The following is a 17,163-nucleotide window of genomic DNA, read 5'->3' as shown; positions in this document are numbered from 1 at the left end:
GCGAGGTCGCAATATATTAGAATATTGGAATTTTGAAATTATCCCAAAACGGTGTTTCCCGACCGCAGAGCGGTCGCACTTGCATTAACATAACTCGTGATATAAATGAGGGCTGAATGTTCGACCTCGCTGAGGTCGTAGGGGTACGTTTATGTCTTTTCTAAAGGCTAATATACTTTGACCTCTCTGAGGTCGCTATGCTTTGACCTCTCTGAGGTCAAAATGCTTTGAGCTTTCGATGACCAAATCATTTTTAATCAAATGTTTACCTAAATATTTTGAACTCATTGATGCTATCTTTTACGCAAACTGCAACACAAACACAGCACCGCTCGGTTGGTTTTCGTAGAAATTAATGTTGCCATCGTTGAGCTGCATAATTTGGCGAGATAGACTTAGTCCTATCCCGGAGCCGGTCTTTTTGGTGGTATAAAACGGAATGAAAATTTTCTCTTGTAGTGATTTGTCTATCCCAATTCCATTGTCAGCGATTTCAATGGTTTTGGTACCGTTTTCAGTGTGTGCTGTAATGGAAATTATTTTATTTTCTGATTCGTTTTCTACTTCAAAAGCATTTTTGACGATATTGATGAGCACCTGTTCTATTTGCTCAATGTCTATGAAAGTCTCAAAATCATTTTCAACTTTATACGTAATTTTAACTTTACTTTCTAGAGCTTTTTGAGCAAAAATTCCTTCCAATGTCTTTAATAATTGGCTCGCTGTAGCATAATATTTATTTGGAGTCGGAATAGAAGTAAACTCACGGTAAGCATTTACAAATTTCATAATTCCGTTTCCTCGTCTTTGAACAGTCTGTAAGGCATCTTTCAAGTCATCAATAGATTCCTGTTCTTTTTGGTTATTGGCTTTTATCTCGTTTTCTACAATATCTTTCATCGTTTCAGCCAATGAAACTATCGGTGTAACAGAGTTCATAATTTCATGACGAAGTACTTTAGTAAGGTTTTGCCAAGCTTCTAACTCTTTGATTTGCAACTCTGAACGGATATTATGAATAGCCACTAACCTGATTTTTCGACCACGCATCTGAATTTCTGTAACAGAAAAAGAAAGATCATTTTCAGGCAAACTCAACAATTTTGGCTCACCTGATTTTAGTGAAGCGATGCATTCAAAAATAGATGGATTTTGTTTTTCTATGTCCGAAATATGCTTGAGTCGATAGACTTTAAGGAGTTTATTTGCTGCTTGGTTATTGATTTCTATTTTGCCCTCTGCATCATAAGAAAGGATGCCTACGTTGATTTGCTGAATGATGGCATTGTTAAAGTGTAAAGTCGCTTCTCGCTCTGCTCTGACCTGGTTAAAACTATTTATTACCGCATTGAGGTCGTTGTTGAGATCTCTAAAACTCTCCCCCAGTTTATTGTCGGCTTTGAAAGTAATTGCAAAATCTTGATACTGAATCGACTCAAATAACCGCTTCATTTTCCGGTTGAGGGAGGTTACGTATTTGTACAGATTGACAACACTAATGATTTGTAAAAAACCAAAAATTATAGCAACTGGAACGTTTTTCTGAAGAAATGACCATGAAAAACCCAATGATAAGCCCAGAATCATAAGAATACGAAGAAGGATACCTAGACTGAAATTTTTCATTTGAAATTATAAAATAAATTATACTGACCAAACGATGGAACGCAGATGACACCGATGCAAGCAACGCTGATTTTAATGGATTTTCTAATAAAATCTGTGTCCATCCGTGCTATTTCTAATATCCGTGTCATCCGTGTTCTATCATTCAGAGTGGTAGGTTTAATCATAAATTAAACTTTTCAATTCTTCTATAAAGTGCTTGGCGACTGATGCCCATTTCTTTGGATGCATCCGTGATATTGCCATTGTGTTTTTTGAGAGTTTTTATAATTAATTGTTTTTCAAGGTCTTCCAAATAATAGGTTTCCACCAAAGGGTTATTGGTACTGCTAGTTTTTCTTACCACAAAGTCATCTTCGCTGAGGGTGGTGTTCTGCGTTACAATAACTGCCCTTTCTATTACATGTTGCAATTCTCTCACATTTCCTGGCCAATGATAGGCCATCAATTTCTTTTGCAGCAGCACGCTTATTCCTTTAATTTTCCGATTGTATTTTTTTGTATAAATGCTCAGAAAGTGCTCAGCCAAAAGCAAAATATCTTGCCCCCTTTCTCTGAGTGGCGGTAAATTTATCTCAATGGTATTGATTCTAAAAAGTAAATCCTGACGAAAAGTTTTCTCTTCCACTCGCTCATAAATAGCCTCGTTGGTAGCACAAATCAAACGGGCGTCAAAGGGGATTTGTGCGTTTGAACCTACTTTTACAATATTTCTATTTTGCAATGCAAACAGCAATTTGTTTTGCAAAACAATCGGTATATTCCCGATTTCATCCAAGAAAATAGTGCCTTTGTCAGCTTCTTGAAAACGACCAATACGTTCCTCACGAGCATCGGTAAATGCACCTTTTACATGACCAAAAAGTTCGCTTTCGAAAAGATTTTCACTCACTGAACCCAGGTCGGCATGGACAAATTTCTTATCTTTTCGTTTTGAAAATTGATGTATTTCCCTGGCTACAAGGTCTTTGCCAGTTCCGTTTTCTCCTAAAATCAATATATTGGCATCGGTGGCTGCAACTTGCTTGATGAGGTCAGCCACTTTCTTCATTTCATCAGATTCTCCAATGATACTTTGTGCTGTTAGACTTTCTTTAATTTCCAGGGTGTCTTTTTTCGAGAAAACACCACTTAATGTTTCTAAAAGTTTGTCGTTTATCCAAGGTTTCAGAATAAAGTCAGAAGCTCCATTTTTTATGGCTCTTACTGCCATTTCTATTCCTCCAAAAGCCGTGAAGAGAATTACTTTTTGATCTTTCTTTTTGTCTAAAATGAAGTCCAGCCAAAAGAACCCTTCGTTTCCAGTATTTACATCTCTGCTGAAATTCATGTCGAGCAGAATGATGTCAAACATGAAGTTATTTAGTAGGTAGGGTATTTTATCTGGATTTTTCTCAATTTCCACTTTTTGAAAATGACGCTTCAGCAGCAGTTTAGCCGCATTTAGAATGTCCACATCGTCGTCAATTATCAATATGCTTTTTTCGTGCATCAAAAAATGAAATTTATGTAAATCTAAGAAAGCTTTATCTGAAAATCCTCAAATTTTTGTTTTTAAAGAAAGTCAAATTCGCCAGTTTGATAATATTCGAGCAATTTTTTCTGTAAAATCCACCTGAATTTGGTCTGAATTTGATTCGAAATTGCCTTTTCCAGATTGGCTTGAGCTAATGAAAATTCAATGGGATTTATGGTACCTGCTTCAATTCTCAGTTCTACGAGTTTTAAATTTTCTTTACTAATTTCGGCTTGCTGGCTAGCATTTTTATACCTTTCACCAAAAGCGTTCAACATCAACTTTACAGATTCCAAATCTTGTTGGAGGGTATTTTCTCGCACTTTGCGTGTGTTATCAAGCATTTTTTTCTGGATCTTTAGCTGCTGAGTTCTGGGAGAAGTTTGAAATTTCGAAAATATTGGTATCGCCAAATTCAATGAAAACGAACCGTTTCTGGTATCATTTACTTGTTGAAAAAACGTCCGCTCGGGATTTGAGGACGCATAAAAAGTACTGTAATTGCCACTCAAACTTAATTCTGGCGAGTTTTCTGCCTGATTAGCTTTTATTCTTCTATCAAAACTTTGACCTTGCAAATCGAAACTCTTGTACTCCGGCAAAAACTCAACAGGATTTACGGTGATTTCATTAAGCGTTTGCTCACCAATTTCGTAAGGAATTATGGATTCAAACTCAATGGCGTCATTAGGTTTAATATTCATCAATTGAAATAGCGTGAGTCTCGCAATCTGGAGATTATACTGAGCGTCAATCAAGCCACCTTTATCAGATGCGGCTTGGTTGCTAAATTGCAGAGCTTCTAGCTTTCCTGATGTACCTGCTTCCATCATTTTCTGTTGCCTAGCAAGCTGAATTTCAGAGTTTTCCAACTGCTTCTTTGCTGCCGCGGACAATTCCTTTGCAGCCAAAACATCCAAATATGCTTTGAGTAAATTTACTGATAATTGATTTTTATCTGCTTCAACATTCTGGATTTCGGCCTGTTGAAGTAGCTTGGCACTCTCTGTTAAATTTCTAGTTTGAAAACCTTTGTAAATTGGCATACCCAACTGAATATTTCCATACGTGGAGTTATAGAGTTGGTTGATATAATCGTTAGAAAATCTGTCGATAGAACGTCCGAAGTTCATTCCTTGGGCAAAAAACGCTTGGATTTGCGGCAGATTTCTAGCCTTAGCCTCGGCTGCATTGGCGTTGGCTAGCTCAGCATTTAGGTAGGCTCTTTGAAAAGTTGGATTGTTTTTTACAGCCAAATCAACACACTTTTTCAAGGTGTAAGTCTGACCAAAAACATTGCTTGTAAACACAAGACTTAAAATTATAAATAGCTTTTTCATAATAGTTTTATTTCTAATAGAATGCTAATTATCAAGCATCCAATGTTTTAGATTTTGAGTGGTTAGAATTTATCCTTTGTTTCATAGATATTTAGTGTTGGAAACGGTCACTGAGCGAAGCCGAAGTGCCGTTTTCACACCAACCATCCATCTTTCAAATTCACTACTCTATTGCCATATTCTGAATTGGTTTTTGAATGGGTAACTTGCACCACTGTAACACCGTCCTTTTGATTCAACTCCTTGAAAACCTGCATGATATAATCTGCTTGGTCGGAGTGTAGATTACCCGTAGGTTCATCTGCAAAAATTATTTTTGGAGAGGCTATCAAGGCACGAGCAATGCCCACCAATTGTTGTTGACCACCCGAAAGTTGACTTGGGAACAAATCTTTTTTTGCAACAATCTGAAACCTATCCAATATGTCTGCCACTCTACTTTTTCGTTCTGAAGAAGACACATTTTGATATAAAAGAGGCGTTTCTATGTTTTCATACACCGTTAGTTCGTCTATCAAATGATACGCTTGAAAAACAAATCCAATTGTATTTCTATGTATTTCGGTCTTCTTTTTTTCTGAAAGAGAGGTAACATTTTCATCCAAAAGCTTATATGTGCCTTCAGAAGCTTCTTCCAAAAGTCCAAGAATGTGGAGTAAAGTAGACTTCCCAGAACCCGATGGCCCCATAATCGACACAAATTCTCCTTGTTCTATTTTCAAACTTATGTTTTTCAAAATATAAACCTTGCCAAAACCTTGTTTGAAATATTTTCCGATGCCCTGAAGCTCAATCATTCTTCTAAATGCTTATTTGAGACATAAAGATTCGAATTTTGTGCCAAAAATACAAGTATCTTATATCCTGATACTTACAGAAAACCAACTAGGTATTTTCGTCCGAAAATGGACAAAAAAAGTACGGTGGTGGACAAAGCAAATCACCAAAAGTTGACCTAAATAGTATTTTTTTGTTTCTGCGATTGATGTGACATCGATAATTAAATGACCTAAAATTTAATAAAGTTTATAGTTGTGAGGAAGAGGTTGTAAACTGAATAAATAAGTTTGAATGGATTTTATTCAAACCTACAAATTGTTGAATTAAAAATTCTTGATAGAAACATATTGCAAAAAAATTAGAAAAAAAATATTGAAATTATACGCTTTCATTTAATAAAAACGCATCTTTTCACACAAACCCTTTGATACTTAAAGTACCATTTTCTCTCTGAAAAACAGGCATCAAGGTTTGGTTGCCTTGCTTTACCGTGCCGAAATAAAAGTGGCTGTAAGATTTGATTTTCATCGGCAACAGATCAGGAAACTGAGCCTTTAAAAGTGCTGGTATTTCACCATTTGACTTCACAATGTGCTTCGGAACGATTATTCTGGCCATGACTTTGAATATTTCTCTGGTATTGATTTGCTAAAATTTTAGACTAAATAATTAACTGATAAATAGAGATTACCTCAATAAGAAGCGAATCCCTTAATACTTAAAGTGCCACCTACTCTTCTAAAAACCGGGGTTAAGGTTTGACCATCATCATTATGAGTACCGCAAAAATTATGACTAAACGAACAAGATTTTTCATAGGATAAATCAGGAAAATGATTTCTCAACAAGGAGATAATCTCGAGATTTGACTTTACTAAATGTTTCGGAACAATGATTCTGGCCATGGTATTCTATGTTTATAATGTTTGAAAAGCTTGAATGAGAATGACTTACGCCATCTATTATGAATCAAATGTATATGTATTTTTTTATGCTAAAAAATTTTGCCATACTTTGCTAATATTTTAAGCAATTGATTTTTAGTAGTCTAAAAACAGCTTCGGAGCTTAGTCAGTTAGGTGAAACATTTCTCAGAAAAATATGCTAAATTTGCACCTCAATTTTCTCCGAGATACGATGAAGAACAATCCGAAAAGATATACCGTTACTGCTGCTTTGATTTATGCCAATGGTCCAATTCATATTGGCCACTTGGCCGGCTGCTACCTGCCTGCTGATATTTATGTGCGTTATTTGAGACTGAAAGGCAAGGATGTGGCTTTTATCAGCGGTACTGACGAACATGGCGTACCGATTACGATTAAAGCCAAAAAAGAAGGTACTACACCGCAAGGTGTGGTCGACAAATACTATAGCATTATAAAAGATTCTTTTGAGCAATTCGGGATTTCTTTTGACATTTACTCTCGTACCTCGAACCCCGTTCACCACGAAACTTCACAGGAGTTTTTTACGACACTGAATAACAAAGGTTATTTTGACGAAGTAGTGATGGAGCAATATTTTGATGAAACAGTTCAGCAATTTTTAGCAGACCGTTATATCGTGGGCGAATGTCCTGTTTGCCACAACGATGGAGCCTATGGCGACCAATGTGAAAAATGTGGCTCGTCGCTTTCTCCTACCGAATTGATTAATCCCAAATCGACGATATCGGGTGCTAAACCTGTCATGAAAGCAACCAAAAACTGGTATTTGCCACTGGACAGAATGCAGCCCGAAATAGAAAAATATGTAAACAGCCACCCCGAATGGAAGCCTAATGTGTTTGGGCAGTGTCAGTCCTGGCTAAAACAAGGTTTGCAGCCTCGTGCAATGACCCGCGACTTGGACTGGGGCGTAAAAGTGCCGTTGGAAGATGCGGAAGGCAAAGTGCTCTATGTATGGTTTGATGCTCCGATTGGCTATATCTCGATGACCAAAGAATGGGCTGCGGCCACTGGAAAAAACTGGGAAGATTACTGGAAATCAGAAGATACGAAGCTGGTGCATTTCATTGGAAAAGACAATATCGTGTTTCACTGCATCATTTTTCCCGCCATGTTGATGGCTGAAGGAAGCTATATTTTGGCCGACAACGTGCCCGCCAATGAGTTTATGAATCTTGAAAATGATAAGATTTCGACTTCGAGAAACTGGGCGGTGTGGTTGCATGAATACTTGGAAGAATTCCCTGGAAAGCAAGACGTGTTGCGATATGCTTTGGCAGCAAATGCCCCTGAAAGCAAAGATAATGACTTTACCTGGAAGGATTTTCAGACCAAAAACAACTCAGAGTTGGTAGGAATCTTCGGCAACTTTGTAAACCGTACAGTGGTGCTTACACAGAAGTTTTATGATGGAAAAGTACCCGCAAGAGGTGAGTTGCAAGAGGTTGACAAACAAGCTCTTGAGGCACTAAAACAATTACCGTGCGATGTGTCAGATGCCATGAAAAATTACAAATTTCGGGACGCTTTGTCCAGCATGATGGAAATAGCTCGTCTTGGCAATAAATATTTAGCGGAAACCGAACCTTGGAAAGCCGTAAAAGAAGACCCTGAACGTGTAAAAACGATTATGAACATAGCTATGCAGATTACAGCCACTTTGGCAATTGTAGCCGAGCCGTTTTTGCCGTTTACATCTCAAAAATTATACGACCAACTGAAACTTTCAGGCTGGAACCTGAACGGCCCAAAACACGAATGGATAGATGCTGGAAATGCTGATTTGGTGCCTGTTGGATTAGAAATAGGCTCTGGATCATTGCTTTTTGAGAAAATAGAAGACGAAACCATAGACAAACAAGTACAAAAACTACTGGACGACAAACGCATGAACGAACTCGAAGGTAAAACCGTAGCTCCACTGAAAGAGAATATACAATTTGATGATTTTGCAAAATTGGATATAAGAATAGGAACAATTTTGGAAGCTGAAGCGGTGAAAAAAAGCAAGAAATTATTAAAGTTTTTGATAGACGATGGCCTAGAAAAACGCACCATTTTGAGCGGTATTGCGGAGCATTTCACACCTGAAGAAATGATAGGACGACAAGTGACGTTCATAGCCAATCTAGCCCCAAGAATGATGATGGGCATAGAATCGCAAGGCATGATCCTGATGGCTGAAGACAAAGATGGCTCCCTCAGCCTTTTGCAGCCTCACAAGGAAGTTTGGAACGGTGCTGGGGTGAGTTGAAATTAACTACTTATTTAGAAATAAGGTCTGCCCCAAAAGTCAGGCCTTATTTTTTTTAACCTTGAAATTACTCAAGGATATAATTTTCTAAAAAAACATATCTATCAACAATTTCGCTTATTAAAAATAACACAAAATACACATAATCAATAGATTAAAACAATCAAACAAAATAATACTTGGAGAAATCTCACTTTTTTTACCACATTTCTCCAAGTATCGATAAATAAAGTAATACTCAAAAAATTCATATATACCTGAATAATAGCACTTTAAATAAAAACGCCAAAGTTAAAATTCATAAAACCAAAAAAGCCAAATCCCATACAGAATTCGGCTTTTCATATAAAATTTCTAATCGTTACTTTATCTGCGAAAGAAAATAATTCGAGGCTTCTTTTCCCCAATTTGGAGCATAAGCGGTGGCCGATTTGAAAGTGCTGAATTTGGCTAAAGCTTTCTCAAAATATGGTTTTGCTTTTGCCTGACCTCCGCCAAATCCTTCGGGTGTGTAGAAAATATTGGTACCCATCACATAAGGAACTCTCGGATTTTCAGGATTGATTTCTTCCGCTCTTTTAAGGGCAGTTTGGAAATCTGCTCCATATTTCTGCCATCTGCTCATCGGGTCAACTGAAAGTTTGGCCATGGCGTATTGGGCTTTCAAAACCTCTATCTCATCGTTATTGGGTGATAACATTTCGGCTTTTTCTATAAAAACCTCAGCCTTTTCCAAAAGTAAATCTTTTTCGCCAGCTTCTTTAAGTTTAAAAGTCTCATTGATAAGGCAATATGCCGACCAATATTGTGGTGTCCATTCTTTGGCCTCTGCTGCTGCAATTCGCTCCATTTTGTTGGCCATTGGCATGTATGAACCTTCATAATTGGCCTGAATGGCGGCTGCTTGCTCTGTCATTGTAGCAACAAATTTCTCATTTTGTGCAAAAACTGCTACCGAACCAATTGCTAAAGCGATACTTAATACTAACTTTTTCATAATAAATTGTTTTGTTTTTTATGTTTATTAAAAATTTAAATCTGCTTCTTTTGACCTTCCATTGAGTTTTCCGAATGTCCAACTTACTCCGAAAAATATCATGCGTTTCATAGGAGGATTTACCTCGTAACGTTTGGTGCCATCAGCTGAATATCTGTATCCAAACACGTTGTTTCTACCCAAAACATTATCGACAATGGCGTAGAATACCAAGAAACTATTGGCAGTTTGTTTGATTTTGCTTGCCATAAAACTCACGTTTTGATACGGCTTGGTCATTTCTACTTTTCCAAAAATTTCGTTGATGCCATACACAGGCCTACCAGATGATTGCGAAAATGTTAGACCAACATTGGTGGCTATTTTTGTGAAAAATTGCTTGTAAACCACACTCATGTTATGTTTTGAAGCAAAATAGGGCATAACAGACTTCGGGTAATTTCTAAAATATCTTTCGGTATCCAGAAAAGAGTAGGTCAACCAGACGTCTCCATTTTTTAGGCTTTTCTGGTCTCTAAAAAACATGTCAAATCCTTGAGCGAAGCCATTACCACTGTTATCGGTCTGTCCAGTAGGAAATCTGTATGGATTTGGATCAAAAGCTTGGCCTTTTTCCACCACCAAATTGTCGTATTTTTTATAGAAAACCTCTGTTCTGAATGTCCTGCCTAACTTCATAATCTGATAGTTGGCTATGATATGGTCTGATGACTCGAAGCCCAGGTTTTTGTTGAGATATAAATACTCTTTGTCGGGATTTTGATAAAATCTACCGCCCGCCAACGACACTTGCGAATATTTGCCAGTTTTATAAGCCATTGATATTCTCGGCACTGCATTGTATTTGCCGATAGCTGAAGAATATTCAGCTCTCGCACCAAGTCTGATGGCCAATTGTGGAGATGCAAACATTTCTGATTCAGCAAAAATCGCTGTGTAATGATCTTTCAAAGTGGCAAGATTCTGCTCAAATTGATTAGACACATTTATCCAGTGGGTTTCGGCTCCAAAGTTGAAAGTTGAACTGCGATTGTTTCCATAAAGTCTGCTCATTACAGCTCTTAATTGGGTTCTTTCATCTTCTCTGTCGGCCATCACGTTACCGATTTTCAGATTATCAATATTTTTGCTGTACGAAACTCCCGAATTCAACACCCAAAGCCCGTCTTTGTAAGATTGGCGATACGAGGCGTTCGTGAAGGCATTTCTATTGGTATTGGCAAAAAGATATTTGGTGTTTTCAACGTCGTAATTTGGTAAGTTTATGGCCGAACGATTATCTGCAAATGTTCCGTAAATTTTTAAAGAGCTGTTGTTCTTAAAGTTCTCGTTTACACTTACCGAGGCTCCTACACCTTCTGGCACTTTCTCAAAATCGTAATTATTTTTTACCAATTTTATCAAGGGAGTAATATTACTGTAATATAATGTTCCCGTCAACCAACCTTTGTGCGTATGCGATACCGCCGCACTTGCCAGATTCAAACTTGCGGTAGTTGAGGTATTTTCGCCCAGTTTATCTTGGGTATTGAGCAATAAAACCGAAGACAACGCTTGCCCATATAAAGCCGAATATCCACCTGTACTGAAAGCCGTGCCTTTAAACATAAACGGATCAAATCTCCCACGTTGTGGCACATCAGGCGTGCTGCTGAAAAACGGATTCTGCACTATCATGCCGTCTATTACGGTCTTGGTTTCATTGGCCGAGCCACCTCTCACAAACAAACCTTCTCGCTCCCCTACTCTGTTAGAACCCGGCAAAAGCTGCATTACAGACACTATATCGGCGTTTCCACCAGCAGTTGTGACGATATCCAATGGCTTCAGCATCACCATTTTCTTTTCGTCAGAAGCTTCAAACATACCGGCTGTGACTACCACGGCATTAAGCGAATTGATGGTTTCTTCGAGTTTGATTTCGACCTCCACTTTTTGTCCGTTTAGCTGGATTTCTTTTTGAGCATTTAGAAATCCAACCATGGTTACAAGAAGTTTCTTTGTTCCTTTTTCATCCGTAGTGAAACTAAATTTACCGTTTTCGTCTGCCGATGCTCCGTCATAAGTACCTTCCAGAGCAATGTTTGCAAATGGCAAAATCTCTCCTTTTTTGTCTGTTATTTTGCCCGAAACAACAGTTTGAGCGTTGGCGGAAATAATACTGAGAATTGTAATTAAAAATGTAAATAGCTTTTTCATAATTGTTTTTTGCGTTTCGATGGGTCAAAATTGGTGGATTACGCAAAAAATAGAAATGAGTTTTCGATGAGTGATATGGAAATTACCGATGAATGGATTTTTCGTACCGATTAAAGAAACATAAAAATAAGAGCCCGTTCGTTCGTCGACTAAAGTATAGAATCAACTAAATCCTATTTGATTCCATGGCTTAATAATGTAGTTGGTTCTATTAGCATTTTCGTTTCCGGCATAATACAAAGTACTAGATAAAACATCTTCCTGAGCCAATTCTTTGAAATGTTTTAGGCCAGCAAAATGATCAGAAAGAATAGTTTTTGAGGATTTTATCTCATAAATATCATATTGCAAACCAATCATAGATACCAAATCTACTTCATGGCCGTTAGAATCTCTCCAAAAGTAAAACTCCTTATTGAGACTGTTGTGGTCGCTTTGCTTTTGCGATTCAGCAATAATGAGATTCTCAAAAAGATTGCCCTTGTAAGGATTCAGTATCAAATCACTCCCTTTTTTAATATTCAATAAATGGCAAGCCAAACCCGTATCATAAAAATACAGCTTTGGCGTTTTTACCACTCTTTTGTTGAAGTTTTTGTGATAAGGTGTCAGTTGAAAAATGATGTAACTTGCTTCTAAAATATTCAGCCAAGATTTGGCCGTTGGCTGCGAAATTCCACACTCATTGGCCAAAGAATTGAGATTCAGTAATTGGCCTATTCTACCAGCACAAAGCCTCAAAAACATCCTAAATTGTTTCAAATCACGCACATTGACTATGCTCACAATGTCCCTTTCCACATACGTTTGAATATAATTTGCATAAAATCTACCTGAATCCAAGTCTCGCGAAAAAAGTGCAGGGTAAAATCCCCTTACCAAACAATCTTCAAAATTATCAGATAAAAGTCCAGCCGATTTCATCTCTGTAAAATCAAATGGAAATAGTTTAAACAATGCCACTCTCCCAGCCAAACTCTGCGTAATATTTTCTAGTAACTGAAAGTTCTGAGAACCCGAAAGAATAAACTGACCCATTTTACCCGACTCGTCAACAGCATTCTGAATATAGGAAAACAACTCAGGTAGTCTTTGAGCCTCATCAAATATGACCTTTTCGCTATATATATTCCAGAAACCGGTAGGATCAGAATTGAAAAAATTCCTGACTCTTGGATCTTCAAGTGATACATATTTAAAATTCGGAAACGATTCTTTCAAGAAAGTAGTCTTGCCAGATTGTCTCGGACCAGTAACCGCTACAACTGGATATTTTTCCATCAAATACAACATCTCTTTTAGAATTACTCTCTCTACCATAAACAACTAATTATAAGGCAAAAATAAATATTTATTTTGAAATTACATAATAAAAATTTTGAAATTACATAAATTTTATTTTGAATTAACATAAGACTTATTTTGAAATTACATAGAACTTATTTTGAATTAACATAAGAAATATTTTGAGATTACATAAAAATATCTTCACCTAAATACAGCAATTTTTGAATTTCCAATCTGTAAATTACTTACCAAAATATTTTTGTACTAAATTGTCCACTCAAATAACAACCTTACATTACTATGTTACAAAAGCTTTGCCTTTTACTGCTTATCAGTTCTTTGGCTTTTTCTCAAAAAACCATAAAATTATATCCCTCTACGGCTCCTGGCTCAGAAAACTGGGACTGGAAGGAGTCCGAAATTAAGGCACCCGATGGCAATGCCATAGCCTATAATGTAGTGGAGCCGACACTAACCATCTATTTGCCAGAAAAAAACAAAGCCACAGGCACTGCCATGTTGGTAGCTCCAGGCGGTGCTTTTCATATACTTTCGATGGATAGTGAAGGGCATCAAGTAGCCAAAATGCTCCAAGCCAAAGGCGTGGCTGCGTTTGTATTGAAATACAGAGTGGTACAACTCAAAACCAATAATCCATTTGGAGAATTGATGGGCAAAATGAAGGACTTCAAAAAACTAGACGAAGAAAATGCTCCGGTGATAGAATTAGCCATTAAAGACGCCCAAGTAGCCCTCAAACACATCAGAGATAACGCCACAGAATATGACATTAATACCGACAAAGTGGGCATGATGGGCTTTTCGGCAGGTGGAACACTCACACTCGGAACTTTCTACGCCTCCTCAAAAGAAACGAAGCCCAATTTCATCGCCCCAATCTATCCCTATGTGCCAGCGGTAGATTATCTCAAGAATATTCCCAAAGAAAAATACCCGATTTTCATAGCCTTGGCAGATAATGACAACTTAGGTTTTGCACCTGCCAATGCTCAATTATATCTCGACTGGCACAATGCAGGCCAGGCTGCTGAAATGCACATTTACGAAAAAGGACTCCATGGCTTTGGAATGAACAAAAACAAAATCCCGACCGACACTTGGCACGAAAGACTCACGGATTGGATGAAACTGCAAGGATACTTGAAAAAGAAATATCCAAACCAATGGGAAAAGCAGTTTTCTGAAGAACAACTGGAAGAATTTGCAAAGAAAAACGCCGAAAGAGAAAAAAGAGACTGGACAAATTTGGCCAGATACAGAGATGCCAATACAAAAATAGGAGCTCCGAGTGCTGGAAAAACAAGAGTGGTATTGACAGGCGACTCTATCACCGACGGTTGGGTAGGTGCAAGCCCCGATTTCTTCGAAAAAAATAACTATGTGGGCAGAGGAATAAGCGGACAAACTTCGCCACAAACACTTTTGCGGTTTCGCCAAGATGTTATTGATTTAAAACCAAAATTAGTAGTGATAAATATAGGCATCAACGACATAGCCGAAAACACGGGTGATTATTTGCCAGAATTTACATTGGGCAATTACCGCTCAATGATAGAAATAGCAAAAGCCAATAAAATAAAAGTCGTTTTGGCTTCAGTATTGCCAGCCTACTCATTTCCATGGAGACCAGAAATTAAGGATATTCCATCTAAAGTGATAGCTCTCAATGAAGGCATTAAAAAACTAGCAGCTGAATATGGCGTAAGTTATTTAGACTATTTCAATACTTTAAAAGACGAAAGAAATGGCCTAAGTAAAGAAATGGCAGAAGATGGCGTACATCCGACCAAGGCTTGTTATGCCATTATGGAGAAAATGGTAAAAACTGCCATAGATAAAGAAATGGCCAAGAAATAACCATAAATCGGCATGAGCGGTCAGACGATAGTCGGACCCGAAAACAGAAACTGCCAGAAGTCATGAACAGTGTAAATCCCAAAATAGATTTACACTATTTTTTTGGGGAAAAACCAGAAAAAATCTTCCTCAAAAATACTATTGTATCATTTTGCGACAATAATCTTTTTTATTAAAACTATTTATCTTATTTTCGTAAAAATATTAATTTTCAAGTTCAACCTTTTTAATGATCTAACATTTATGAAATTAAAACTATTGGCAATAGCTGCTGCAGTAGTGTTTTCACAAAACACCATGGCTCAGTTGCAAACTGGCGAAAACATAGCCGTAACTTCTACCGACGCCGGAAAAGTACGTGGCTATATCAACAACGGTATCTACAATTATAAGGGTATTCCTTATGCTGAAGCAAAGCGTTTTGAGTCTCCACAAAAACCAAAACCTTGGACTGGAGTACGCAGTTCTTTTTCATACGGCCCAGTGGCCCCACTTGAAAACCCAACTACCAGCATACAAGACGAAAGTGAGTTCGTTTTTGACCACAATTGGGGTTTTACTAATGAAGACTGTATGCGTATAAATGTCTGGACACCAGGCATCAACGATGGCAAAAAACGCCCTGTAATGTTCTGGATTCATGGTGGTGGTTTTACAGCGGGTTCATCTATTGAATTGCCCTCTTATGATGGTGAAAATCTTGCCAAAAAAGGTGATGTAGTGGTAGTTTCTATCAATCATAGACTAAATATTCTAGGCTATCTTGACCTCTCTGCCTATGGAGATAAGTACAAGCAATCGGCAAACTTGAGCGTATTGGATATGAAAGCAGCTTTGGAATGGGTAAAAACCAATATTACAAATTTCGGAGGAGATCCTAATAACGTGACGATTTTTGGTCAGTCGGGTGGCGGAGCTAAAGTAAATACACTTATGGCTATGCCATCTGCAAAAGGACTTTTCCACAAAGCCATCAACCAAAGTGGTGCATTCCGCTCTGCAATGTTGGACAAAGCCACAACTCAAGCTATCGGAGCCGAAGTTGTGAAAGAATTGGGCCTTTCCTCAGACAAAGTGGATGAAATCCAAAACGTACCTTTTCAAACCTTAGCAAATGCAGGGAAAAAAGCACTAAAAACAGTTGCCGACAAAATGAAAGCCGAAGGCAAACCAGCCATAGGTTTTGGCTTAAGTTGGGGACCAAGTGCCGACGGGGAGGTTCTTCCTTATCAATTATTTTCAAATGAAGCCTTCGAACTCTCCAAGAATATTCCATTGATGATCGGAACAACAATCAATGAATTTGCTGTTTTCAGAGGAGGAATTCCAGCAAACTCTACCGACGAGCAAGCAAAAGAGGCCATAAAAAAAGTACATGGAGATAAGACTGATGCTTACATATCTGCGGTTAAAAAAGCTTATCCAAATGGCAAATTGACAGACATGCTAAGCTACGATGTCACTTTTCGTCCTGGTGCGGTATTACAGGCAAACATGAAATCAGCAGTGGCTGGTGGTGCACCTACTTTCATGTATTTGTTTGATTGGCAATCACCCGTAATGGATGGAAAATACAAGGCAGTTCACTGTATGGAAATTGCCTTTTGTTTTGATAATATTCAACGTACAAAAAACATGACGGGAGGTACAAAAGAAGCCCAAGCTTTGGCAGATAAAATGAGTCAATCTTGGATAAATTTTGCCCGACTTGGCGATCCAAACCATAAAGCTCTACCAAAATGGCCTATTTACAATTCTACAAATACGGCTACAATGCACTTTGATAATGTTTCAACGGTTAAGCCTCAAATGGACAAAGAATTGTTTGAATTAATGAAATAATCTTAAATATTCTAAAACAAAAACACGGATGGGTTTTAAGTCTATCCGTGTTTTTGTTATGTTACAATTTGCAAAAATGTTTCACATTACTTTTTCCTTTCTCTATCTTTCACCCAACATCCTCCCTCGGTAATGGCTAGTTCCTCTAGTAAATCAGAGCTGCAAGAAGTAGCCAACGTTCCATCTTTATGAAATCTAGAAATCTTAATTTTCTCGATTTTCCCAGCTTCATCTCTCGAAAACACCTCAACTTCTACTTTTACACCAAATTCGTCAAAAGCTCTTTTCTCAGCTTCTCTGACTTGTTTGTCTGTAAAATCAGCAGTAATTTTAATCGGCACAAACGCTAAAACAACATTAGAAAATAGAATACATGAGAATAAAATAAATCTTTTCATGATAATATCAGTTTTAGTGGAAAACAATATAAGTTATTGATTATGAAATTAGTAATATTATTTCGATATCAAAACCTTTATATTAGAAAAATCAAA

Annotated in this window: 13 protein-coding genes; 3 read left to right on the top strand and 10 right to left on the bottom strand. The window is 37.6% G+C overall.

Annotated elements, in window-relative coordinates; translation table 11 throughout:
- Positions 1–300: 300 nt before the first annotated feature.
- The 6 genes from EGI26_RS02380 to EGI26_RS02355 form a co-directional block, all read right to left on the bottom strand.
- The gene (locus tag EGI26_RS02380) at positions 301–1,626 is read right to left on the bottom strand and encodes a PAS domain-containing sensor histidine kinase (RefSeq protein ID WP_255076101.1); all 1,326 of its coding nucleotides are present in this window, start codon (positions 1,624–1,626) and stop codon (positions 301–303) included.
- Positions 1,627–1,789: 163 nt separating this feature from the next.
- Positions 1,790–3,118, bottom strand: coding sequence for a sigma-54 dependent transcriptional regulator (locus EGI26_RS02375; protein WP_255076100.1), 1,329 nt, complete (start codon positions 3,116–3,118; stop codon positions 1,790–1,792).
- A 62-nt stretch (positions 3,119–3,180) separates the two neighbouring features.
- Complete coding sequence (locus tag EGI26_RS02370) at positions 3,181–4,482, bottom strand: TolC family protein (RefSeq protein WP_255076099.1); 1,302 nt, start codon at positions 4,480–4,482, stop codon at positions 3,181–3,183.
- A gap of 134 nt (positions 4,483–4,616) precedes the next feature.
- Entirely contained in the window at positions 4,617–5,279 is a 663-nt protein-coding gene (locus EGI26_RS02365; RefSeq protein ID WP_255076098.1) for an ABC transporter ATP-binding protein, read from the bottom strand.
- 394 nt (positions 5,280–5,673) lie between these two features.
- The gene (locus EGI26_RS02360) at positions 5,674–5,880 is read right to left on the bottom strand and encodes a hypothetical protein (protein WP_255076097.1); all 207 of its coding nucleotides are present in this window, start codon (positions 5,878–5,880) and stop codon (positions 5,674–5,676) included.
- 74 nt (positions 5,881–5,954) lie between these two features.
- Positions 5,955–6,167 carry a hypothetical protein gene (locus EGI26_RS02355; RefSeq protein WP_255076096.1) on the bottom strand — a complete coding sequence of 71 codons (213 nt, stop codon included), beginning with the start codon at positions 6,165–6,167 and terminating at the stop codon, positions 5,955–5,957.
- A 232-nt stretch (positions 6,168–6,399) separates the two neighbouring features.
- Between EGI26_RS02355 and metG the strand changes: the two genes are divergently transcribed.
- On the top strand, positions 6,400–8,466 hold the full coding sequence (gene metG / locus EGI26_RS02350; RefSeq protein ID WP_255076192.1) for a methionine--tRNA ligase: 2,067 nt from the start codon (positions 6,400–6,402) through the stop codon (positions 8,464–8,466).
- A gap of 361 nt (positions 8,467–8,827) precedes the next feature.
- Here metG and EGI26_RS02345 read toward each other — a convergent pair whose 3' ends face one another.
- The 3 genes from EGI26_RS02345 to EGI26_RS02335 form a co-directional block, all read right to left on the bottom strand.
- On the bottom strand, positions 8,828–9,463 hold the full coding sequence (locus EGI26_RS02345; RefSeq protein ID WP_255076095.1) for a hypothetical protein: 636 nt from the start codon (positions 9,461–9,463) through the stop codon (positions 8,828–8,830).
- A 27-nt stretch (positions 9,464–9,490) separates the two neighbouring features.
- Positions 9,491–11,662 carry a TonB-dependent receptor gene (locus EGI26_RS02340; RefSeq protein ID WP_255076094.1) on the bottom strand — a complete coding sequence of 724 codons (2,172 nt, stop codon included), beginning with the start codon at positions 11,660–11,662 and terminating at the stop codon, positions 9,491–9,493.
- A gap of 162 nt (positions 11,663–11,824) precedes the next feature.
- Positions 11,825–12,982 (bottom strand): ATP-binding protein, encoded by a 1,158-nt coding sequence (locus EGI26_RS02335; RefSeq protein ID WP_255076093.1) that lies wholly within the window; start codon positions 12,980–12,982, stop codon positions 11,825–11,827.
- A 267-nt stretch (positions 12,983–13,249) separates the two neighbouring features.
- On the opposite strand from EGI26_RS02335, the gene EGI26_RS02330 reads away from it, so the two are divergent.
- Both EGI26_RS02330 and EGI26_RS02325 read left to right on the top strand, forming a co-directional pair.
- Positions 13,250–14,827 (top strand): GDSL-type esterase/lipase family protein, encoded by a 1,578-nt coding sequence (locus EGI26_RS02330; RefSeq protein ID WP_255076092.1) that lies wholly within the window; start codon positions 13,250–13,252, stop codon positions 14,825–14,827.
- A 243-nt stretch (positions 14,828–15,070) separates the two neighbouring features.
- Positions 15,071–16,669 carry a carboxylesterase/lipase family protein gene (locus EGI26_RS02325; RefSeq protein ID WP_255076091.1) on the top strand — a complete coding sequence of 533 codons (1,599 nt, stop codon included), beginning with the start codon at positions 15,071–15,073 and terminating at the stop codon, positions 16,667–16,669.
- An 86-nt stretch (positions 16,670–16,755) separates the two neighbouring features.
- Here EGI26_RS02325 and EGI26_RS02320 read toward each other — a convergent pair whose 3' ends face one another.
- On the bottom strand, positions 16,756–17,067 hold the full coding sequence (locus EGI26_RS02320) for a hypothetical protein (protein ID WP_255076090.1): 312 nt from the start codon (positions 17,065–17,067) through the stop codon (positions 16,756–16,758).
- Positions 17,068–17,163 lie beyond the last annotated feature (96 nt).

The sequence above is a fragment of the Lacihabitans sp. CCS-44 genome, from assembly GCF_024343735.1.
In the GTDB taxonomy this organism is placed as follows: Bacteria; Bacteroidota; Bacteroidia; order Cytophagales; family Spirosomataceae; genus Leadbetterella.
Note: the sequence above shows the minus strand (reverse complement) of the source record. Positions and strands in the feature narration are given on the sequence as shown.